This window comes from bacterium, assembly GCA_021159335.1.
Taxonomy (GTDB): domain Bacteria; phylum UBP14; class UBA6098; order B30-G16; family B30-G16; genus JAGGRZ01.
Map to the genome: position 1 here is coordinate 21,894 of JAGGRZ010000010.1, position 20,388 is coordinate 42,281.

The window sequence follows — 20,388 nt, forward strand, 5'->3', positions numbered from 1 at the left end:
CTCCTTTCGTTTTGTTATATATTTTTGTTATTAATCGCATATAAATTTTCCGTTAAGTTTTGGTTAATTTTTATTTTTCTTATAAGTAGTTGTTTAATCTGCCTTACTTTTTCTCCACTAATGCCTAAGTCCTTGGATATTTGGGATAAGGTTTTTCCTTCCCAAAAATGAAGATTGAGGATTTCTTGTTCAAGAGATGATAGAATTTTATTAAAAGAAGATATATCCAAATCGTTATTTTCATGAGTTTTTTCGACAGGAAGATTTTCTAAAATTTCCTCTTTTAATTCCACTGAATAAAGGGTTTGAATTTTTTCTTTTCGAACAGCATCTAAAATTCTTTTCTTTATCCAATAAAATGCATAAGTGGAAAATTTTGCTCCCTTGGATGCATCAAATCTTTTTTCTGCCTCAAGAAGTCCTAAAAATCCTTCTTGAACCAAATCCTCAAAAGGAACTCCTTCTTGTTTATATTTAGATGCGATTGATTTAATTATAGGTAAATAATCCTGATACAATTTTTCCATCCTTATTTTGTTCGTTTTTTCCATCTCATATGTTTATACAAAATGGATATTAAAGGAGTATAAAGGGTAAATTAATTTTTGGTTAAGAGAGATTGGCGGGAAAAGTAATTATAAATTCTGTTCCTTCACCAGGTGAACTTTTTACATCTATTTTTCCATTGTGTAAAAGCACGATATGTTTGACAATGGAAAGCCCTAATCCCGTTCCTCCAAGTTTTTTAGAGCGAGATTTATCTACTACATAAAACCTTTCAAATATTCTGTCAAGATGCTCTCTTGGTATTCCAATTCCTGTATCTTTTATCTTTACAACTACTTTTTTGTAACTTTGTTTTAAAGAGACGGTTACATTCCCTTTTTCTGTATATTTAATAGCATTATCTATCAAATTTATAAACATCTGCTCTAATTTGAAGGGGTCTCCTTTGATAACAGGGGTGCCTTCACATATCAAATTTAATTCTAAACCTTTTTCTTTCGCTTTTTGCTCGAATATTTTGGATACATCTTTAGCTATTTCTTCTAAGTTCACTTCCTTTTTTATTTGGGTTAATCCTTTTTCCTCCAGCTCGGAAAGCAAAAGTAAATCACCAACAATGTTTATAAGGCGTTCGGTATGTTTTTTGATAATCTCTAAATAGTGTTTTGCATCGCCTTCCACTTCTTCTTCCAAAGTTTCAACATACCCTTTAATAGCTGTAAGAGGAGTTCGGAGTTCATGAGAAACATTTACTACAAAGTCCTTCTTTATCTTCTCAAGCTTTTTGAATTCAGTAATATCATGAAAAACAACTATCAACTCCTCTTTAGAAGGTATAAAAACGAAGCTGGTTAAGAACACTTTTTCATTTAGCTCTATCTCTTCCGAAGAAATTCTTTTACCTCTTTTTGCTTTCTCTATCAGTTGAGCTATCTCGGGATTTCTCATGACTTCCCACCAAAACTTTCCTTCAGGATTTGTTTTAACAATCCTTTTAAAACTTTCGTTATAAAGAATAATCCTGCCATTTTTATCCAGAACTAATAAGCCTTCTTCGAGGGAAGAAACAATGCTATTCAATTCCTCTTGTTTTAAGGTCAAGTCTACAAATAGACGCTTTAATTCCTTAGACATTTCATTGAAACTATCGGCAAGTATCCCTATCTCATCATTTCTTTTAAAACTTACTTTCGCAGAAAAATCACCGTTAGCTAACCTTTTAGATGCTAAGACCAGCTCTTTTAGGGGACGAGATAAATTTTTTGAAAAGAAAGTTGCCCCTAATAAGGAAAGAAAAGTTATAAAAATCACTACCCCAAAAATTTTAAGTTTTAGACTATTAAGTAATTTATTTATATCTTTTAAAAACAAACTTACCCTCAAAATGCCTAAGAATTTTCCCTTTGATTTAATAGGTATTGCTACATATAACATTTCTTCCTTAACAGTAGTGCTGAACCGTAGAGATTTGCCAAAACCTTCTTTTTTGGCTTGTTTAACCTCTGGTCTATTGTTGTGGTTTTCCATGAAACGCGGGTCTTTTTCTGAATCCGCCAAAACTTTTCCTGAAGGAGCGATAATAGTAATTCTTGTTTTTATATTTTTACCTATTTCTTTCGTTAAGGAATCTAATCTTCCGAAATCTTTTTCTTCTATGATAGGCAAAACCTTGAGTTTAAGAGTATAAGCCAAATTTTTAAGGTCCAATGATAGAGTGTTTATATAATGTGTCCTTATTGTCCTGAAAGAAAATATAAATATCAAAATCGAGAGTAATAAAATAATCAAGCAAAACATAGAAAAAATTTTAAAAAATATAGAGCGTTTCATTCTTCTATTTTGTAGCCAATGCCTCTTACACTTTTTATATATTTTTTGGCTTTACCCAATTTTTCTCTTAAATTTTTAATATGAACATCTATGGTTCTATCCAAAACCGCTTTGTCATGTCCCCATAGATGGTCTAAAATCTGGTTTCTTGTGAAAACCCAACCTTTTTTAGAAGCTAAGACTTTTAATATCCTAAATTCCGTTGGGGTTAAATCTATTTTTTTATTTTCCACAAAAACTTCATATTTGTTGAGATCTATTAACAGAATGTCTCCTATTTTAATTTTTTTGCTGGTATCTTGCGTTTTTCTTCTCAAGACTGCTTTCACTCTTGCAACTAATTCTCTTGGGGAGAAAGGCTTGGTCACATAATCATCTGCTCCCAACTCCAAACCTAAAACTTTATCTGTTTCGGTAGCACGAGCAGTAAGCATAATAATGGGAATAGCGCTAAAATCTTGGTTTGATTTTAAATATTTGCAAATCTCAATACCATCTGAATCGGGAAGCATAAGGTCTAATATTATAAGGTCGGGCGTTTTGGAAGATAGAAATTTAAAGAAGCTTTCTGCATTCAGGAATCCCTCAACTCTAAAGCCAGCTCTATTAAGATGCAACGATACAAGTTCTAAAATATCAGGCTCATCATCTATTACTGCTATTAATTCGTTCATTTTTCTCTGTTTAAATAAAGCCTTAAAAGCCTATATTTACTAAATCTTGCTTGTTTTCTAACTTTTACTGAATCCGTTCGGATGTTCACTATTTATTGTCAAATCTCTTCACTTTTTTAGCCAATTCTTGCTAATAGGTGATAGTAAATGTCAAAATAAAAGTCAAGCTTTTTGTTAAACATTCCATCCAGCCATCGCAAAGAAGGAAATGTTAGTAAAATTTTCTCTTTTCTTGGACAAGATGAAAATCAAGCATTTACAAGGCTTTTTTACAAAAGTCCTAAATGATATATTAGACATTGCTTTCTTGAGCTTTTAGAGTTTGTCTACCAAGACTTTGTCCTGATTTTGGAAGAATCGTCAGTAAAGCGACGCACCCCAAGCATTTTAGGAAGCACCCTTTTTGCCGTATGATAGCCTCTGTTCTCTATCTCACGATAGTATTCGAATCGCCACCAGTCTATGCCAACTATTCTTGGTGTCACAATAAAGGAAGCTTTGGCGAGCTCGTTTTGCATAAGCGTTTTGGTCTGACCGCTTATAACTCTTAGCATTATATCGATGCCGTCATCAATTTTTGGGGACTTTGATGAAGGTGGGGAAACATCCACTGCGAGAACTTTTTTGGCACCGAGTGCTTTTACCGCGTCTACTGGAACGGGTGATATAGCACCACCATCTACGAGAAGCATGCCGTCGTGCTCCACTGGTGGGAATATGCCAGGTATCGAGCTGCTGGCTAATACCGCTCGTCTGACTGAGCCTTCTGTGAAAATAACCCGACTACCTGTTGTTAGGTCGAAGCTGACTACGGCAAGAGGAATTGTGGAATCGGATATGTCTGCATCGGGAATGAGTGTGTTTATAAAATCGCTTAATATATCGCCCTTCAGGATGTTGGTTCGTAATGCAAGGTGGGAACAGAGATAAATTTTTATTACCGTCTCGTTCATTATGGAGAATCGCCGACCATTCCTTGATGATGCCTTATTAAGAATCTTAAATTCTTTTGCTAATTGCTTGTTTTGCTCGAAGTAGCTTCGCAATTTTTCTCTTATAAGCTCGTAATCAGTAAAGAAAGCAAACATTGCACCTATTATCGCTCCCATGCTTGTTCCAGCTATCGCTTCCACTTTTATGTTCATTTCATCAAGCGCTTTAAGCACACCGACATGTGCTAACCCTCTTGCTCCGCCAGCGCCCAGAGCAAGTCCGACACTTCCTATTTTGCGTCTGAACATGATTCCTCTCTTTCTGTTGCAATGGTATTTTAATTAAAAATCTTGAAAATAAAAGGTATTTTGGGCTTTAAAGTAGCTATAATAACCACATTCTACACTTTCACTTGCTTACAAGCCGTTGCCAATCTATTTTTAGGCAAAAACAACAGGAGGAAAGATGGCTGAAGCTAACGAGGTCATTCTTGGAGCAGGTGGAACTACTGTCGATGATGTCGTTAGGGTAGCCTATGGTGCAAAGGTCGTTCTTTCAGATGATGCTTTGCAAGCTATGGAGAAATCGTTTAATGCTTTGAGAAAGATAGCAGAAGATAAGGGACCGATTTACGGGCTTTCAACTGGTGTAGGCGACCTTGCAAAAATAAAGTTTTCCGCTGATATGGCTCATATAATTCAGGAGAACATCGTAAGAAGCCACAGCGCTGGACTTGGCGAGCCGTATGCTGAGGAGGTCGTTCGCGCTGCTATGTTCGCTCGAGCTGCTGTCTTGGCTATGGGATACTCAGGGGTGAATCCAGATGTGGTCAAGCTTATGGTGGAAATGCTTAACAGAGACATCGTTCCATATGTTCCGAAGTATGGCTCCGTGGGAGCCAGCGGTGATATAGCTCCGCTTGCTCATGTGGCTTTAGCAATGCTTGGCGAGGGAGATGTTTTCTACGGTGGAAGACAGGTGCCCGCTATAGTAGCATTAAGAAGCGAACTGCTCGAGCCTGTCAAACTTGACGGCAGGGATGGATTAGCGATAATAAATGGTCCACAGTTTATGATAGCGATAGCTGCTCTTTCGGTGCATAAACTTGAGATGCTTATTGCTGCTGAAGTGGTTAATACTGCTATGCTTGCCGAAATAGTTGGCGCCAAGAAAACGCCTTTTGACGAGAGAATTCACAGTATTATTGAAAATGACGGTCAAAAAGCTGTGGCAAAATCTTTGCGAACGCTACTTGAAGAGTCCGAACTTACATGCAGAAAGCGCGATGTTCGCGTTCAGGATGCATATTCTATACGATGCGCGCCGCAAATTTTGGGCTCGCTGTGGGATGTAGCAAAAAGTTTCCGCAAAGTTATCGATAGTGAACTGAAGTCAGCTTCTGACAATCCATTGATAATCGCGGATGAGGCTCGTGCTTTAAGTGGTGGCAACTTCCACGGCGAAAGAATAGCATTGTGGCTCGATTTCGCATCGCTTTTATGCGCAGAACTAACTAATCTTGCGGAAAGACATCTTAATAGACTTCTAAATCCAGTTTTATCGAGCCTTAACGATTTCCTTGCCGACCAACCGGGACCTGAAAGCGGGCTTATGATACTTCAATATCTCGCTGCGGACATTGCTTCGGAAAACAAGGTGCTCGCGCACCCAAGTAGCGTGGATAACATTCCTGTATCAGCAGACCAGGAAGACCACGCGAGCTACGGCGCTGCCGCTGGAAGAAAAATCATTCAGGCTGTGGATAATGTTACCAATGCATTATCAGCGGAGTTATTGGCTATAGCGAAGGGTTACAGGCTTCTCGGTGCTGAAAACCCGTGTAAGCCTGCGAAGGAGGTTCTTGAGAAACTTAAGCGAATTCTCGAGAGGATTGAACACGACAAACTCTCGTTGCACATAGCGCTTAAAGAGGCAAAAAAGATTCTGCCCGATTTGGCAAAGTTTTCCGAACTCTTATGAAACGGGAGCAGAAAATAGCAGAACTCGAGCGATTAGCACGGCTTTTAGGAGTAGAAGTGCGTTATGAGCGAATGGGGACCATACCTGGAGGACTTTGTAGGGTAGGCGGTAGAATGTTTTTGTTCGTTAATAAAGCTCTTTCTACGCAGTCGAAAATAGAGCTTATGGCGGCTGAACTCGGAACGCTCGATTGGGAAAAACACTTTGTCAAACCCGAAGTGCGGAAACTGCTTGAATGAAAATAGGACTTTATCACAAGATTTTGGTAAAAAATACTTGACAACGCTTTAAATATTTATTTTATGAAGCATTGCTTTGGAGTCGAAGCTCCACGAAGCGGCGGCGGGAAGCCCCACCCGTTCAGCTTGGTGGGAGTGGAGGCTCAGGAAAGAACAATTTGGGGCATTTATTATGTCCAAGAGGGTATAAGGGAATATGGCTCAAAGAATCAGGATAAAATTAAGGTCTTATGATCATGTTATTCTCGACCGGTCTGCGAAGGAGATTGTTGAGATAGCCAAGAAAACCGGTGCTATAGTTGCAGGTCCGATTCCTCTTCCGACGAGAAGACGAATTTACACTGTGTTGCGCTCGACTTTTATTGACAAGAAAAGCAGAGAACAGTTCGAAATGCGCGTTCACAAAAGGCTGATAGACATCTACGGCGCTGATGACAAGACGATAGAGGAAATGATGAAAGTGGAGCTTCCCGCTGGTGTCGATATTGAGATTTCTCTTTGAATGCGTTTTTAAAGCTCAAGGAGCAAATTATGCTCGGATTATTGGGAAAGAAAATAGGAATGACGATGATATTCGACGAGGATGGGACGCGAATACCCGTTACTATTATTCAAGCAGGACCGTGTAAGGTGGTTCAGGTCAAGACTCCCGAGAAGGATGGATATTACGCTATTCAGCTCGGATATGAACCTGTAAAGCCAAGCAAAGTGAACAAGCCAATGCTCGGACACTTCAAAAAAGCTGGAGTCGAACCGTTCAGAAAGCTTAAGGAGTTTAGAATTCCTGATCCTAACATGAAGTTCGAAGTCGGCGAGGTCCTGACGGTAAAGGATGTATTCGAGGAAGGCGAAAAGGTTGATGTAACAGGTAAGTCCAAAGGCAAGGGATTTCTTGGAGTGGTAAGACGACATGGTTTTAGGGGCGGACCAAAGTCGCACGGGCAATCGGACAAATGGCGTGCGCCGGGCTCAATAGGTGCATCAAGCTTCCCATCGAGAGTGGTTAAAGGGCTTAAGATGGCTGGCCACGAGGGCAACAAAACAGTTACTGTAAAAGGATTAAAGGTAGTTAAAATAATTCCTGAGGATAATTTGATAATAGTTAAGGGGACGGTAGCGGGTCCCAAAGGCGGGTATGTCGTGATTAAAAAAAGCGGTAGAATTTGATTCAGTCGGAGAATAAAATGGCAAAGGCTAAGCTATACGACAAATTGGGCAATCCAAAAGGCGAGATAGAGCTGCCCCCTGAGGTGTTCGATAGGAAGCCGAAACCAGCTGTGGTATGGCAGTATGTTAAAGTATATCTTGCCAATCAGCGTCTCGGAACCCACTCTGCGAAAACACGCAGCGAAGTAAGAGGTGGCGGCAGAAAACCTTGGCGCCAAAAGGGAACTGGACGGGCAAGGCACGGGTCTATTCGTTCGCCGATATGGAGACACGGTGGTGTAGCTCATCCGCCAAAACCAAGAGATCACAGATTGCGAATGCCTAAAAAGATGAAAAGAATAGCTCTTTACTCAGTTCTGTCTGACAGAGCCAAGGAAAACCTCGTCCATGTTTTCGAGGGCTTCGAGCTTGAGGCGCCGAGAACCAAGGAAATGCTGAATATCCTTAACAACGCAGGCATAGACATTTCGCGTAAAACGCTTATAATAACAAATGAGGTTAACCCGATTGTTGTAAAAAGTGCTGACAACATCAAAAATGTAAGGGTGACCCACACTGGTGAGCTTAATGCCTATCAAGCTATAACGAGCGAAAATCTTATAATCGAAAAATCGGCAATAGAAAGACTTAAGGAGCTTTGTAGAGTATGAAGCTTAAAGACCCACATAAGATAATTATAAAACCTGTTATAACGGAGAAATCGACGCTTCTTAGGACGAAGGAAAATGTTTATGTGTTTTATGTTCATCCTGAGGCCACCAAAGACGACATTAGAAGAAGCATTGAGAGACTGTTTGATGTTGATGTTATCGAGGTAAGGACAGTAAATCTTCCCGGAAAGCCAAGAAGGCGAGGAGTATATACTGGTCGAACTCCGTCCAGGAAAAAAGCGATGGTGAAACTAAAAGAAGGTCAGACTATACCTATATTTGAGGGTTTGGTATGATTAGAGTGAAAGTAGAGGAGTTAACATGGCTATAAAGAAATACAAGCCAACATCGCCCGGCGTCAGGCACAGGATAGCGCTCGATTACTCGGAGCTCACGAAAAAGAAACCTGAGAAGAAACTTCTCGCGCCGAAAAAGAGGATAAGCGGAAGGGATACCTACGGGCATACCACGGTAAGATTCCGCGGTGGCGGGAATAAGAGAAGATACAGAATAATAGACTTTAAGCGCGATAAAAAGGACATCGACGCTAAGGTGGCTGCGATAGAATACGATCCAAATCGCTCTGCTTTCATAGCACTTCTTCACTACACAGATGGTGAGAAGCGCTACATTCTTGCGCCTATGGGACTTAAAGTTGGTGACCATGTGAGAGCGTATAGCACAAAGGCGCTCGAGGTTGACGGGGTAATCCCGGACATAAAGGTTGGATGTGCTCTACCGCTTTATAAGATTCCTGTTGGAACGCGAGTTCACAATGTTGAGTTAAAGCCCGGCAAAGGTGGTCAGATAGTTCGCGCCGCCGGGGCAGTGGCTCAGATAGTAGGAAGAGAGGAAAAGTTTACCACTCATACGATATTCAACGAAAACGGTGAAATAATAAAGAAGATACAGGTTCCATATGTAGTTTTGCGGTTGCCCTCTGGTGAACTGAGGCGTTTTCAGGGTGATTGCACTGCTGTAATAGGGCAGGTGGGCAATCTCGACCATGCAAACATATCTTACGGAAAAGCCGGCGCAAAGCGTTGGCTCGGAAGAAGACCCCATGTGAGAGGTGTCGCAATGAACCCCGTAGACCATCCTCATGGTGGTGGTGAGGGCGGAAAACAGAAGGGTTACAAGACACCCGTAACCCCGTGGGGTCAGCCATGTAAAGGCTACAAAACGAGAAAGAAAAATAAGCCTTCTGATATATTCATTGTAAAGAGGAGAAAATAAAGGGGTGAGAGGTTATGCCGAGGTCGCTTAAAAAAGGACCATATGTCGATTTAAAGCTACTTAGAAAAATAGAGGAGTTAAATAGAACCGGGAAGAAAAAGGTTATAAAAACATGGTCGCGGCGAAGCACTATAATACCTGAATTCGTGGGACACACGATAGCGGTTCACAACGGGCACAAGTTCATTCCGGTTTACATTACGGAGAACATGGTTGGTCATAAGCTCGGTGAATTCTCGCCCACTACCATTTTTAAGGCGCACGGCGGTAAAAAAGCGAAGCAGGTGATAAGGAAGAAGTGACGCCGGCTAACGAAATATTGGAGGACCCAATGATATCGAAAGCGGTTTGGAAATATATTAGAATTTCTCCGCGCAAGTTGAGGTTGGTGGCGGATGTTATCCGCGGTAAAACGGTTACTGAGGCTATGGCTATGCTTCCTTTGATAAACAAGCGTGGCGCAAAATACTTGCTGAAAGCACTAAAGTCTGCTGTCGCTAATGCTGTTAATAGTGAGGAGTTCTCGGTCAAGGAGGACGAACTCTATATCTCAAGGCTTATGATAAACGAATCGTTCAGGCTAAGGCGTTGGCGCCCAATATCTCACGGAAGAGCTGTCCCATATCATCACAGATTCTCACACATATACATCGAGCTCGACCACATTGACAACATGCCGAAACCGAAGAAGTCGAAGAAAAGAAAGTAGAGAGCAATTTTTTGTTGAAAAAGAATGATTTTAAAGTAAATTGAATGAGTTTTTGATTTTTAGATAAAATTCTGGAGGTAGGAAATTGGGTCAGAAGACTAATCCAATAGGTTTAAGGCTTGGCGTGATACGGAGCTGGAATTCTAAGTGGTTTGCTCCTATGGGGAGCAAGCAGTATCGCGAGAACTTGCTCGAGGACCTCAAAATACGCGAATACACGCGCAAAAGGTTCGACAATGCCGATGTCTCTCAGGTCGAGATAATTCGTTCGCCGCGCAGGATAACGATAAACATCTACACAGCTCGTCCGGGTGTCGTTATAGGGCGTAGCGGAGTTGAGATAGAGCAGTTCAAAAAAGAGCTTGAATTCATAACGAATACAGAGGTTCAGCTTAATGTTCTTGAGATAAAGAAGCCCGAGCTCGACGCTTACCTTGTTGCGAAAAGCATTGCTCGCCAGATCGAGGGCAGGATAAATCATCGTAGAGCGATAAAGCGCGCTATAACTGCTGCAATGAGAATGGGAGCGAAGGGGATAAAGATCCGTTGCTCGGGCAGGCTTGGCGGTGCGGAAATAGCTCATTCGGAGGAATACAAGGACGGAAGAATACCGTTGCATACACTTAGGGCTGACATAGACTTTGCGAGAGCCACGGCATTCACGACATATGGCACTGTTGGCGTTAAAGTCTGGATATACAAAGGTGATATTCTTGGTGGTATGCACGAATACTGGGAGAAGGCGCTGAAGGTTGAGCGGCGCGAGAGAAGACCTGCAAGACCGTATGTGTTCACGAGACGCTCGGGCGGAAGGCGTTCGCGCGGAAGAGGCTCCAGATAAATGGGAGGACAGTAATGCTTCAGCCAAGAAAAACAAAATACAGAAAGCAACAGCGTGGAAGATTAAAAGGCAAAGCCACCAGGGGCAATAGGCTTGTTTTCGGCGATTTCGGCATGAAGGCGCTCGAACCAGCATGGATAACCGCCCAGCAGATCGAGGCTGCTCGTGTGGCTATATCCCGTTATCTTAAACGCGTTGGAAAGCTTTGGATTAACATATTCCCCGATAAACCCTATACAAAGCGTCCACCGGAAACGCGTATGGGAAAGGGTAAAGGCAATCCCGAATACTGGGTGGCTGTCGTTAAACCGGGCAAAATACTATTTGAGGTGGCAGGTGTCACGGAGGAGCAAGCTTTCAGAGCATTTCAGCTCGCTGCGAGAAAACTCCCGATAAAGACCAAATTTATCGTTCGTGGTCGCGAGGGAGGTAATGTGCTATGAAAATGTATGAGCTCAGAAATATGACCAGAGAAGAGCTTATTATGCAAAAAAAGCTCCTAATAGAGGAGTGGTTCAATCTGAGGATGCAGTCTGCGATAAAGACGCTTGACAATCCGAGGCGAATAAGACAGATAAAAAAAGATATAGCCCGAATAAATACCATCCTTCGCGAACACGAGCTTGGGATAAGAAGGATAATAAGCGAGAAGCCAGAAGAAGTCTCCGCCGAAACGCAAAAACCCAAGGAACCCGAACCAGAAAAATCAGCCGGGGAAACTCACGAGGAACCTGCCGAAGAAGATGTTTAGTTGGTGGTGGTCGGCAAAAACTGCCAAAAACTTCCCTTTGATTAATCAATATTAGAGAATCGATAAGTTTTCGATGGGCATTGGTTTTAAATTTTACAGCTCAACATTTGAGCTAACGCAACAGTTCGTCAATTATTTTCATTATCTTCTCGAGGTCGTTTGGGGTTAGCTTGTCAGCGCGCGCATAAAGGTCACGCAGGAATTTTTTGAACTCTGGCTTGACCCGATGGACCTCGCCTCGCTCAGGGACGACCATGAAATAGTCCTCTATGTTTTTGGTGAGCATGTCGTCGGGAGTGATGGGTTCCTCGAGTTTCAGATGGTGCGAGAAGAATTCGCACAGTTCAGTCAATTTCCTTGCCGATGGAACCTGTCCACTTTCCCAGAACACTATGGTTTTTCTTGCTACACCCAGCTTTTTTGCGAGTTCATTTTGCGAAAGGCCATTTCCGCGCATAATGATGCCGGAAGCATAGCGAAGAAATCGTAGATTGCGCCCGAATTGTTTGTTTATTTTCATTCCTTACGCTCAAGAAACCCGATTTTATGTTCTACGCCTGCTTTCTCTTTGGGAAGGTTGGGGAAATAGGCTATGGAAGTTATGAACTCGTAACGGATGAGGATGTTTGCTTTCTCCTTTCGTGGTCGTCCCTCACCATCAAAACTTATAGGGTATTCTGAGTGTTCTATCCAGATGCCGAGTTCGTCAGTAGCAACGACTTTCGCAACTATAGCTATAGTGCTCCTTTCGAGTATCTCAACTTTTGGTCTGAGTTGCCAATCTTGGATGTGGGGATTTGCTATGGTTATAACTACTCTTGAACCCACAATGTCCTCTATCATGACCTCCCCTTTCTTCTTCGAGGTTAATGATGGGAGACTCAAACTCTGTGCATAGCCCTAAAAATCTCCTCGTGCTGCACGAATACTTTCCCGCCGAACTGGCTTGCAGAGTTTTCGAGTTCCCGCTTGAGGGTGTTGAAATCACAGTCGCATCCTGCTATGTTGCCTATTATTATAAGTGAATAGAACTCCTGAAGAATTTTCTGCGATATGTCCACTATGTCCACATTGTGTTTCGCAAGAATCGATGATATGGTGGCTACGACTCCGGGTCTGTTTATGCCGAAGGCGGAGATAATTATTCGCTCTTGATTTTGCTGTGTTTTCGGCGGTTCCACCGGTTTTTGGGCAAGGTTTTGTATTTCCGGCGGCACTGTGACCTCGCTCTTTTTCTCGCCGCTTTCAAGTTTTTCGACCTCAGCTTTGACTATTTCCGCAACCGTTTTCGGGTCAACCTTATCGCCTAACTTTTCGACTGTCTTGCGCACGAGGTATTCCAGTTCTTCCTTGCTAATCATTTTTCCCCTCTTTTTCTAAACCATATTTTTCAATCTTACGATAAAGTGTTCTCGTTCCTATTCCAAGCATTTTTGCAGCTTTAACTCTGTTTCCCCCCGTTTTTTTAAGCGCCAATGCAATAGCCTCGCGCTCTATTTCCTCCATCGTTTTGCCCTCAAGGCTTGGTTTTATAGCCTCTTTTTCAATAAAAGTCGGGAGAACATTTATAGTTTCTCCTTCGGCAAGAATAGCTATTTCCTCGAGTGCGTTTCTAAGTTGCCGAACATTGCCGGGCCAATCGTATTCCATAAATGCATCCATAACATCCTTGGATAAGCTCGTTATTTTTTTGCCAAGTTTCGCGCTTATTTGCCTGAGGAAATAGGAGACCAGTATCGGTATGTCCTCTCGCCTTTTCCTGAGAGGCGGAATTTCTATGACGAAAACTCTCAGCCTGAAATATAAGTCTTGCCTGAACTTGCCCTCTTTCATAAGTCTTTCGAGGTCCTGGTTTGTGGCTGCTATTATTCGCACATCGACCTTCTTGGCGGATGTAGCGCCAAGCGGCTCGACCTCGCCCGTTTCGATAACTCGCAAAAGTTTTGATTGAAGTGCTGGTGGCATGTCGCCTATCTCGTCAAGAAACAGTGTGCCTCCATTTGCCAGCTCGAATTTGCCCGGTTTTCGCCTTAATGCCCCTGTGAATGCTCCTTTCTCGTAGCCGAATAATTCCGATTCCAGAAGGTGTTCCGGTATGGCTGAGCAGTTTATTTTAACGAGTTTGCCCGGTCTGTTCGATAATTTGTGAATAGCCTCTGCAACGAGTTCCTTCCCCGTGCCGCTCTCTCCAATTATCAAAACTGTGGTATCCGTGGGTGCCACGGCGCTTATTTTCCTGAAAACATCTCGCATACCCTCTGAAACGCCCACCATTCCCATGAATACTGTATCGCTTTCGATAGCTTCGAGAAGCCTTTTCTTTTCGGTGGCTAATCGGTATCTCTCAAGAGCTTTTTGAACGAGCGCACGAAGTCGTCTTATATCTATTGGCTTCATGAGGTAGTCGTATGCTCCAGATTTCATCGCCTCAAGCGCTGTCTCAACTGTAGCGTGTCCTGTTATTAGTATGACCGGTGTTTCAGGCGTCGCTTCACCTGTGAACCTAAGTATTTTGAGTCCGTCGACATTGCCCGGAAGCACGAGGTCCGCGACAACGACTGCTGGTTGCTCTTGCTTGATTATGTCGAGCGCTTCACTTCCGCTTTCGGCTGTTAGTATGCTCCCGAGTGGAGATAATATCTCGGCAAGCGTTTCAAGTTGCGCCTTGTCATCCTCGACTATAAGTATTTTTTCGTCTGGCTTTTGCACCTGACACCTCTCCGATGTGATAGTTCCAGAACTTTTTGGTAAAATCAAATAAAATCTCAGGATTCGCAATACTTAATTTATCATATTTTTTAAATGGTGTGTTTATTAGTTTCTCCATTGCCAGAGCCTTTTCCGCGTCCGTTTTTATCGAATCCGCAGGCTTAGGGCATCTCTCGCATATGAATCCTCCCGCTGACGGCGAGAACCATAACCTCTGTGCTTCACTTAATTCTTTTCCGCAAACTGCACAGTTTGTTAACGCTGGCTTAAGCCCCGAGAAAAGAAGTATTTTAAGCATAAATCCAGCTTCAAGAATTCTTTCGTCTACACCGTAAATCGCGCGCCATTGCCTAAATAAGCTCGTTAAAAGTTCGTATATTTCGGGGATTTTGTCGCCGTGGCGAACCGCTGCACTCGCATAGTTGATGAATTTGGCTGCTTTTTTCTGATTTTGAAAGTCTGCGTCCGCAATCCCGAAGTCCTCAACCACTTTGACATCCGATGCTGTAAAAATTGTTCTATCAGGTTTTGGATAAAATGTGAATTTAAGCACCGCGAATGGTATTATCCGTGGTGATATGAGTGACCTGCTTTTGAGCGCACCTTTGAATATGAACGATATAAGCTCACCACTATCCATCAGTGCACTAACTATAAGACTGCTTTCCCTGTAACGCGTCTTTCGAACTATAATGCCATTTTGGCTTCTCTGACGCATAAAGTAAGATAAGCAATCTTTCTCGCTCCAGAAAGCTTTTGTTGTTGATTTTATCATTGATGTTGACTAAATTTGACCAAACCAATTTTTAAAATGAATATTTTTCGAAGAACATCGTTGCTTTTGACATTGTTTTTTGCATCGTTGCTTTGCGCACAATCAAGCTCAGCCCCGCTCAGTGAGGTATCACCATGCCCGATGGGGAAAAGCGAGGTTCTAAAGCTTGCGGACTATCTGTTTGGAGATGGCGACTACGAGAGGGCTGCGGTGGAGTATTTAAGATTTTACCTCGTCTATCCTGACGATAGTTGCGCTCAGTATGCGCTTTTCATGGCGGCTTTGTCCAAGGAGAGAGCGGGAGAATACACGGCAGCGAGGAAACTTTACGAAAGGCTTGGTGAAAAGTATCCTGCACTTTCTCGAATCGCGGAATATAGAAAAGCTTTGACTTACTTCTATGTGGGGCAGTATGATACGATAATCGCTCATCCCGACACTGTTGACCCAGCAATGCGATATCTCCTTGGCTGGGCTAATCTGGCGAAAAACGATTATAAGCGCGCATCTGAAATTTTTTCATCATTCCTCGATAAGTCAGATACAACCATCATTTCGGGAAGTATAAGCTTTTTGCTTCAGCGATGCCGTCAGGGGCTGGCTATGCACGATAAGAACCCTTATTTTGCAGCGCTATTTTCTGCTCTTGCGCCCGGCCTCGGAAGAGGTTATGTAGGACACTGGGGAGATGCCCTTTTTGGCTTCATAACAGTTGCTGTGCCGGCAGGACTTGCTGCTTCCTATTGGAAGAAAGATAGGGGATTCGCAGTGGTTATGGCTGTTACTGGTGTTGTATTTTATCTTGGTGATATTTATGGCTCTTTTGTGGGAGCTAAAATAGCTAATAAAAAAAGGAAAAAGGAACTTTTCACGAAAACCATCGAGCAGGTTCCTCATCCGCCGGGGTCAATTTATTCCAAAGTGCCGTGTAAAAGGAGTGGCCGATGAAATCTGGTGTATGGGATGAGGTCATAAGAAAGTCGCTTAATCTTGTTGCGCTTATCATACCTATTGGAGCCATGCGTTTCCCAAAAACTTTGAGCCTTATACTCATAACGGCGGCTACTGCTATTTTTTTCATTCACGACCTTTTGAGAATATTCAGCAAAAAGGCTCGACAAAAATTCTACAAGACATGGGGCAAAATGTATCGTCGATGGGAATTTCGCTCTTTATCAGGGGCAACTTATCTTCTGCTTGGCAGCACTATGGCTCTCTTCCTTTACGACACGAGAATCGCAAGCCTTGCGATAACTTATGCTATAGTGGGCGATACCTTCGCTGCGATCGTGGGAAAGCATCGCGGAAAGTATGTCGTCTATGACGAAAGGGTTATGGAAGGACGGGTGAGAAGGCGAACTCTTGAGGGGACTATAGCTTTTTTTGTCAGCGCTTTTTTGGCTGGTTTAGCATTCCCAAGCATTGGTATTGGCTACAACCTTTTGGGAGCAGTTCTTGCTGCAATTTTGGAGTTGACTTCAGTTATAATAGATGACAATTTCACAATACCTGTTGTTGTAGGATTTATATTGCAGGTGCTTATTTGAAATGGAGCATGAATCATTGAAAACTATCTACGGTCCGGTTCCATCGCGAAGGCTTGGGCTTTCGCTGGGAATAGACCCGTTCACGCAGAAAACTTGCACTCATAACTGCATTTATTGCCAGCTTGGAAGGGCACCAACTGTTAGCGCAGAATCAACTATTGATGGCGTAAATCCCGATTTAGTCAAAAGCGAGCTGGCGGAATTCTTCACATCCGGTGGAAAAGCTGACTACATAACATTCTCCGGTAGCGGTGAACCGACTCTTTGGAGACACATAGGTGAATTAATCAAATTCATAAAGGATGAATTTACCGAAAAGAAAGTTTGCGTGCTAACCAACGGCACTACACTTTGGCGCAAGGAGGTTCGCGAGGCGCTTATGTTGGCTGACCTTGTTGTCCCGACTGTCGCCGCTGCTGACCGGAAAACCTACATAAAACTGCACAGACCACATCCATCAGCTACCTTCGAGCGGCATATTGAGGGGGTAAAGAAGTTTGCGGAGGTTTTTGGTGGAAGCATCTGGGCGGAGGTGATGCTTGTTGCTGGAATTAACGATTCAGATGAGCATCTCAGAAAGCTTGCGGAACTACTTGATGGCATTCCATTTGAATTTATCGACATCAATCTTCCCATTAGGCCGCCGGCGGAAAGCTGGGTAAAACCGCCTGAGATGGAGCGGGTAGAATTTGCTTGCAGGCTGTTTGGCGAAAGATGCAGAGTTGTTGGTAAGTTTAGGGCAGTTCAGCCGAAAGTTGAGAGATTAGCAAACCTTGCTGAGAAAGTGCTCGAGATTCTGATGCGGAGACCCGAAAAGCTCGAAAACATAGCTGATGCGCTTGCTGTAACATATGATGAGGCGAGAAAAGCTATAGATGCACTTATTGCTAAAAAACTGGTGACAAAAACGACTGACGACTATTTTAAGCTAACCAGAGATGAGGGGTGAGGCATGTCTGAGCTAAGACACGACCCTGTGCAGAAAAGATGGGTTATAATAGCGGCTGAGAGAGCAAAGCGTCCCAAGGAATTCGCTCACGAGGAGACTGTTAAGCCAACAAGCCCTATAGCTTGTCCGTTCTGCCCGGGAAACGAGGACAGAACTCCGCCGGAAATATATGCCGTGCGCGAGGAAGGCAGTAAGCCCAATTCCCCTGGATGGAAGCTCAGAGTTATACCTAACAAGTTCCCTGTGCTTAAGGTTGAGGGTGAACTTAACAGACGAGGATTGGGAATTTATGACATTATAGACGGTATAGGTGCGCACGAGGTTATAATTGAGACCCCCGACCACAACGCCCATATTGGGGATATGCCGTTGGAGGATGTGTTCAACATTGTTAAAGCCTACCGCGAGCGAATTTCAGATCTGCACAAGGACCAGCGTTTACGCTATGTGCTTATATTCAAAAACTACGGTGCTGTGGCTGGTGCCAGTCTTGGACATCCTCATTCTCAGCTTATAGCAACACCCATAACGCCCAGAACGGTTGCCGCTGAACTCGACTCAGCAAAAGAGCATTATCTTCAAAAAGAACGCTGCCTTTTCTGCGATATAATAAATCAGGAGATGGCGCTTGAGGAGAGAATAGTGTTCGTTAAAGAGCGGTTCGTAGCATTTTGCCCATTCGCAAGCCGATTCCCGTTTGAAATATGTCTTCTTCCGAGATACCATCATCACGACTTTTCGCTAACCTCTGATGAGGACCTGTGGGCGTTCGCAGATGCTTTAAAAGACATTCTCGGAAGGTTAAAGCGGGTGCTTAACAATCCGCCTTACAACTTCATGTTGCACACAGCACCGAACACAGTTTACCGCCCAGGGAGGCCATTCTACTGGGAAACATTGCCCTATGATTGGCACTGGCACCTTGAAATAATTCCGCGCCTTACCAAGATAGCGGGTTTTGAGTGGGGTTCGGGGTTCTACATTAATCCTGTGCCGCCAGAGTCAGCCGCCGAAGCGCTGAGAAACTCTGAGTAAGCTAATCCCCACAATTAGCTGAAAATAAACAGAATGAATGCCCCCCATTTATCAAGGTGATGTGATTAGTCCCCCTTACTGATACATGTGTAGCAATAGTTTTATACCGCGTCAGCCATGTCTTCCAAACATTTTCTCGAATTCGCTTTTGGTGAATTTTATTATGGTTGGTCTTCCGTGAGGACACCTGAACGGTTGTTCGCAGGCGAAAAGTTGCTCAAAAAGCGCCAGCATCTCATCTCGTGAAAGCTTTCTGCCAGCTTTTATAGCGGAATGACAGGCTATGCTTGCTGCCAGTTCCGATATTATCGATGGTGTCTCTTCGTTGATTTTTTCTGCGAGGTCATCGATAAGCCCATTTATGATGTCTTTTATATCCGAGTTGCGCAGGAACGGTGGAATAGCAGTTATACTTATACGATTAACATCTTTTACCTCAACCTCGAAGCCTATTTTGCTTAGTTGTGGTAATATCTTCGCTATCGTTGACATTTGCTGTGGAGGAAGTGCTATTTCTATCGGGAAAAGAAGCCTTTGTCCGAAAAGAGTTTCGCCGCTAATGGCCTGAAGCACACGCTCATAAAGAACGCGTTCGTGAGCGCTGTGTTGGTCGATAACATACATTCCGTCACTTACTGGTATCACTATGTAGGTATCAAGAACCTGCATTATGTTAGGTTGCTCTGCATCTTTCGTTTGAGTTTCGTCGATTGTCGATAGAACCTCTATAATCTGCGATTCCATAGCAGTTGGCATGGGCGTTCTCGCTGATGTTTTTGGGATGGGGAGGTCAAGCTCAAGCTGTGTTGAAGATTGCGGTGGCATAAGTGTTATGGGTCTCGGCTCTCTTGCTGGAGCAGCGATACTTCCCAACGCTTTCGTTATTGAGCCGTAAACCAGTCTGAAAACAGCTTCCTCTCGCCTGAATCTTACCTCAAGCTTGGCAGGATGAACATTAACATCGACTAATTCGGGTGGCGAACCAATGAACAGAAAAGCCACTGGATAGCGCCTTGGCGGAATAAATTCCCTGTATGCCTGTCTTATTGCGCTTGAGATGAGGGCGCTCTTTATGGGACGATTATTTAAAAATATATATTGCTCGTCGGGTCTTCCTCGATGGAATGTCCGTTTGCTAACAAACCCAAAAATGGTGTATTCGTCGTATTCTGCCTCGATGGCAAGCAAGTTGTCAACGAGTTCCGCCCCGAATATCTGTTCTATGCGCTCCTTGTAGCTTTCTGCAGATGGATAGTATGCTTGCTCGACCCCATTATGTTCGAGTCTGAAAGTTATGTATGGGTTGGCTAAAGCCAATTTTGTGAACCATTCAACACATGCTCCATATTCCGCCCGTTCCGATTTAAGGAATCTTCTTCTGGCTGGGACTTTTGAGAAAAGCTCCTTTACCGTTACTATCGTCCCCTTCTGAGTTCCGACTTCGCCTTCATCAACTACCTGTCCGTGGTCGACAACTATTCTATAACCGAGCTCGGCGTCTTGTGTTCGCGATATTATCTCGAGGTGAGACACCGAGGCGATAGAAGGCAGAGCTTCACCGCGGAAACCAAGCGTTTGTATCGCCATAAGGTCTTCTTTGGAGTGAATTTTGCTCGTAGCGTGTCGTTCAAGTGCCAGTCTCAAGTCCTCAGGTGTCATACCTTCGCCATCGTCTATAACCTGAACGAGCTTTTTACCACCTTCCTCAAGAATGCACTCAATAAATTCGGCATTGGCGTCGATGGAGTTCTCGATTAATTCTTTCAACACCGAAGCCGGTTTTTCGACGACCTCACCTGCCGCAATTCTGTTAGCTATTTCCTCAGGTAGTTTGATGATTTTGCTCATATCACCTC

Annotated in this window: 26 protein-coding genes; 16 read left to right on the forward strand and 10 right to left on the reverse strand. The window is 43.3% G+C overall.

Annotation, left to right across the window (positions count from 1 at the left end; genetic code table 11):
* Window positions 1-14: 14 nt before the first annotated feature.
* The 4 genes from J7J62_00540 to J7J62_00555 all read right to left on the reverse strand — a co-directional run bounded on the left by J7J62_00540 (window position 15) and on the right by J7J62_00555 (window position 4,252).
* Window positions 15-551, reverse strand: coding sequence for a sigma-70 family RNA polymerase sigma factor (locus tag J7J62_00540; GenBank protein ID MCD6123647.1), 537 nt, complete (start codon window positions 549-551; stop codon window positions 15-17).
* 58 nt (window positions 552-609) lie between these two features.
* Window positions 610-2,214, reverse strand: coding sequence for a HAMP domain-containing protein (locus J7J62_00545; GenBank protein ID MCD6123648.1), 1,605 nt, complete (start codon window positions 2,212-2,214; stop codon window positions 610-612).
* 119 nt (window positions 2,215-2,333) lie between these two features.
* The gene (locus tag J7J62_00550; protein ID MCD6123649.1) at window positions 2,334-3,011 is read right to left on the reverse strand and encodes a response regulator transcription factor; all 678 of its coding nucleotides are present in this window, start codon (window positions 3,009-3,011) and stop codon (window positions 2,334-2,336) included.
* A gap of 326 nt (window positions 3,012-3,337) precedes the next feature.
* Window positions 3,338-4,252 carry a patatin-like phospholipase family protein gene (locus J7J62_00555; GenBank protein ID MCD6123650.1) on the reverse strand — a complete coding sequence of 305 codons (915 nt, stop codon included), beginning with the start codon at window positions 4,250-4,252 and terminating at the stop codon, window positions 3,338-3,340.
* A 157-nt stretch (window positions 4,253-4,409) separates the two neighbouring features.
* Here J7J62_00555 and J7J62_00560 point away from each other — a divergent pair, with 157 nt between their 5' ends.
* The 12 genes from J7J62_00560 (at window position 4,410) to rpmC (ending at window position 11,517) form a co-directional block, all read left to right on the forward strand.
* On the forward strand, window positions 4,410-5,924 hold the full coding sequence (locus J7J62_00560) for an aromatic amino acid lyase (protein MCD6123651.1): 1,515 nt from the start codon (window positions 4,410-4,412) through the stop codon (window positions 5,922-5,924).
* Window positions 5,921-6,163, forward strand: a complete 243-nt coding sequence (locus tag J7J62_00565; protein MCD6123652.1) for a hypothetical protein — start codon at window positions 5,921-5,923, stop codon at window positions 6,161-6,163. The genes J7J62_00560 and J7J62_00565 overlap by 4 nt, the downstream gene beginning before the upstream one ends.
* A 196-nt stretch (window positions 6,164-6,359) precedes the next feature.
* Complete coding sequence (gene rpsJ, locus J7J62_00570; protein ID MCD6123653.1) at window positions 6,360-6,665, forward strand: 30S ribosomal protein S10; 306 nt, start codon at window positions 6,360-6,362, stop codon at window positions 6,663-6,665.
* Window positions 6,666-6,691: 26 nt separating this feature from the next.
* On the forward strand, window positions 6,692-7,330 hold the full coding sequence (rplC, locus tag J7J62_00575) for a 50S ribosomal protein L3 (protein ID MCD6123654.1): 639 nt from the start codon (window positions 6,692-6,694) through the stop codon (window positions 7,328-7,330).
* Window positions 7,331-7,347: 17 nt separating this feature from the next.
* Window positions 7,348-7,980 (forward strand): 50S ribosomal protein L4, encoded by a 633-nt coding sequence (gene rplD, locus J7J62_00580; GenBank protein MCD6123655.1) that lies wholly within the window; start codon window positions 7,348-7,350, stop codon window positions 7,978-7,980.
* The gene (locus tag J7J62_00585; protein MCD6123656.1) at window positions 7,977-8,276 is read left to right on the forward strand and encodes a 50S ribosomal protein L23; all 300 of its coding nucleotides are present in this window, start codon (window positions 7,977-7,979) and stop codon (window positions 8,274-8,276) included. The genes rplD and J7J62_00585 overlap by 4 nt, the downstream gene beginning before the upstream one ends.
* Window positions 8,277-8,301: 25 nt before the next feature.
* Window positions 8,302-9,216: a 50S ribosomal protein L2 gene (gene rplB / locus J7J62_00590; GenBank protein ID MCD6123657.1), complete on the forward strand. Its 915-nt coding sequence runs from the start codon at window positions 8,302-8,304 to the stop codon at window positions 9,214-9,216.
* A gap of 14 nt (window positions 9,217-9,230) precedes the next feature.
* Window positions 9,231-9,518 carry a 30S ribosomal protein S19 gene (gene rpsS / locus J7J62_00595; protein ID MCD6123658.1) on the forward strand — a complete coding sequence of 96 codons (288 nt, stop codon included), beginning with the start codon at window positions 9,231-9,233 and terminating at the stop codon, window positions 9,516-9,518.
* A 29-nt stretch (window positions 9,519-9,547) separates the two neighbouring features.
* Window positions 9,548-9,925 carry a 50S ribosomal protein L22 gene (rplV, locus tag J7J62_00600; protein MCD6123659.1) on the forward strand — a complete coding sequence of 126 codons (378 nt, stop codon included), beginning with the start codon at window positions 9,548-9,550 and terminating at the stop codon, window positions 9,923-9,925.
* A gap of 85 nt (window positions 9,926-10,010) precedes the next feature.
* Entirely contained in the window at window positions 10,011-10,766 is a 756-nt protein-coding gene (gene rpsC / locus J7J62_00605; GenBank protein MCD6123660.1) for a 30S ribosomal protein S3, read from the forward strand.
* 14 nt (window positions 10,767-10,780) lie between these two features.
* Window positions 10,781-11,209: a 50S ribosomal protein L16 gene (rplP, locus tag J7J62_00610; GenBank protein ID MCD6123661.1), complete on the forward strand. Its 429-nt coding sequence runs from the start codon at window positions 10,781-10,783 to the stop codon at window positions 11,207-11,209.
* The gene (gene rpmC, locus J7J62_00615) at window positions 11,206-11,517 is read left to right on the forward strand and encodes a 50S ribosomal protein L29 (protein ID MCD6123662.1); all 312 of its coding nucleotides are present in this window, start codon (window positions 11,206-11,208) and stop codon (window positions 11,515-11,517) included. Before rplP ends, rpmC begins: the two co-directional genes overlap by 4 nt.
* Window positions 11,518-11,629: 112 nt before the next feature.
* Here the strand turns inward: rpmC and J7J62_00620 are convergent, their stop codons facing one another.
* The 5 genes from J7J62_00620 to recO are packed head-to-tail and all read right to left on the reverse strand — an operon-like array spanning window position 11,630 to window position 15,001.
* Window positions 11,630-12,037: a helix-turn-helix transcriptional regulator gene (locus J7J62_00620; GenBank protein ID MCD6123663.1), complete on the reverse strand. Its 408-nt coding sequence runs from the start codon at window positions 12,035-12,037 to the stop codon at window positions 11,630-11,632.
* Window positions 12,034-12,360 (reverse strand): hypothetical protein, encoded by a 327-nt coding sequence (locus J7J62_00625; GenBank protein MCD6123664.1) that lies wholly within the window; start codon window positions 12,358-12,360, stop codon window positions 12,034-12,036. Before J7J62_00625 ends, J7J62_00620 begins: the two co-directional genes overlap by 4 nt.
* Before the next feature lie 38 nt (window positions 12,361-12,398).
* Window positions 12,399-12,878, reverse strand: coding sequence for an ACT domain-containing protein (locus J7J62_00630; GenBank protein MCD6123665.1), 480 nt, complete (start codon window positions 12,876-12,878; stop codon window positions 12,399-12,401).
* The gene (locus J7J62_00635; protein MCD6123666.1) at window positions 12,871-14,226 is read right to left on the reverse strand and encodes a sigma-54-dependent Fis family transcriptional regulator; all 1,356 of its coding nucleotides are present in this window, start codon (window positions 14,224-14,226) and stop codon (window positions 12,871-12,873) included. The genes J7J62_00630 and J7J62_00635 overlap by 8 nt, the downstream gene beginning before the upstream one ends.
* Window positions 14,186-15,001, reverse strand: coding sequence for a DNA repair protein RecO (gene recO / locus J7J62_00640; GenBank protein MCD6123667.1), 816 nt, complete (start codon window positions 14,999-15,001; stop codon window positions 14,186-14,188). Before recO ends, J7J62_00635 begins: the two co-directional genes overlap by 41 nt.
* 36 nt (window positions 15,002-15,037) lie before the next feature.
* Here recO and J7J62_00645 point away from each other — a divergent pair, with 36 nt between their 5' ends.
* From J7J62_00645 to galT, 4 genes are read left to right on the forward strand one after another with little or no spacing between them, the layout of a single operon-like run.
* Window positions 15,038-15,949 (forward strand): tetratricopeptide repeat protein, encoded by a 912-nt coding sequence (locus tag J7J62_00645; protein ID MCD6123668.1) that lies wholly within the window; start codon window positions 15,038-15,040, stop codon window positions 15,947-15,949.
* Complete coding sequence (locus tag J7J62_00650) at window positions 15,946-16,548, forward strand: hypothetical protein (GenBank protein MCD6123669.1); 603 nt, start codon at window positions 15,946-15,948, stop codon at window positions 16,546-16,548. Before J7J62_00645 ends, J7J62_00650 begins: the two co-directional genes overlap by 4 nt.
* Before the next feature lies 1 nt (window position 16,549).
* A complete protein-coding gene (locus J7J62_00655) occupies window positions 16,550-17,497 on the forward strand; it encodes a radical SAM protein (GenBank protein MCD6123670.1) in 948 nt (315 codons plus the stop codon).
* Window positions 17,498-17,500: 3 nt separating this feature from the next.
* Window positions 17,501-18,532, forward strand: a complete 1,032-nt coding sequence (galT, locus tag J7J62_00660; GenBank protein ID MCD6123671.1) for a galactose-1-phosphate uridylyltransferase — start codon at window positions 17,501-17,503, stop codon at window positions 18,530-18,532.
* 111 nt (window positions 18,533-18,643) lie between these two features.
* On the opposite strand, the gene mutL is transcribed toward galT, so the two are convergent.
* Complete coding sequence (gene mutL, locus J7J62_00665) at window positions 18,644-20,380, reverse strand: DNA mismatch repair endonuclease MutL (protein MCD6123672.1); 1,737 nt, start codon at window positions 20,378-20,380, stop codon at window positions 18,644-18,646.
* Window positions 20,381-20,388 lie beyond the last annotated feature (8 nt).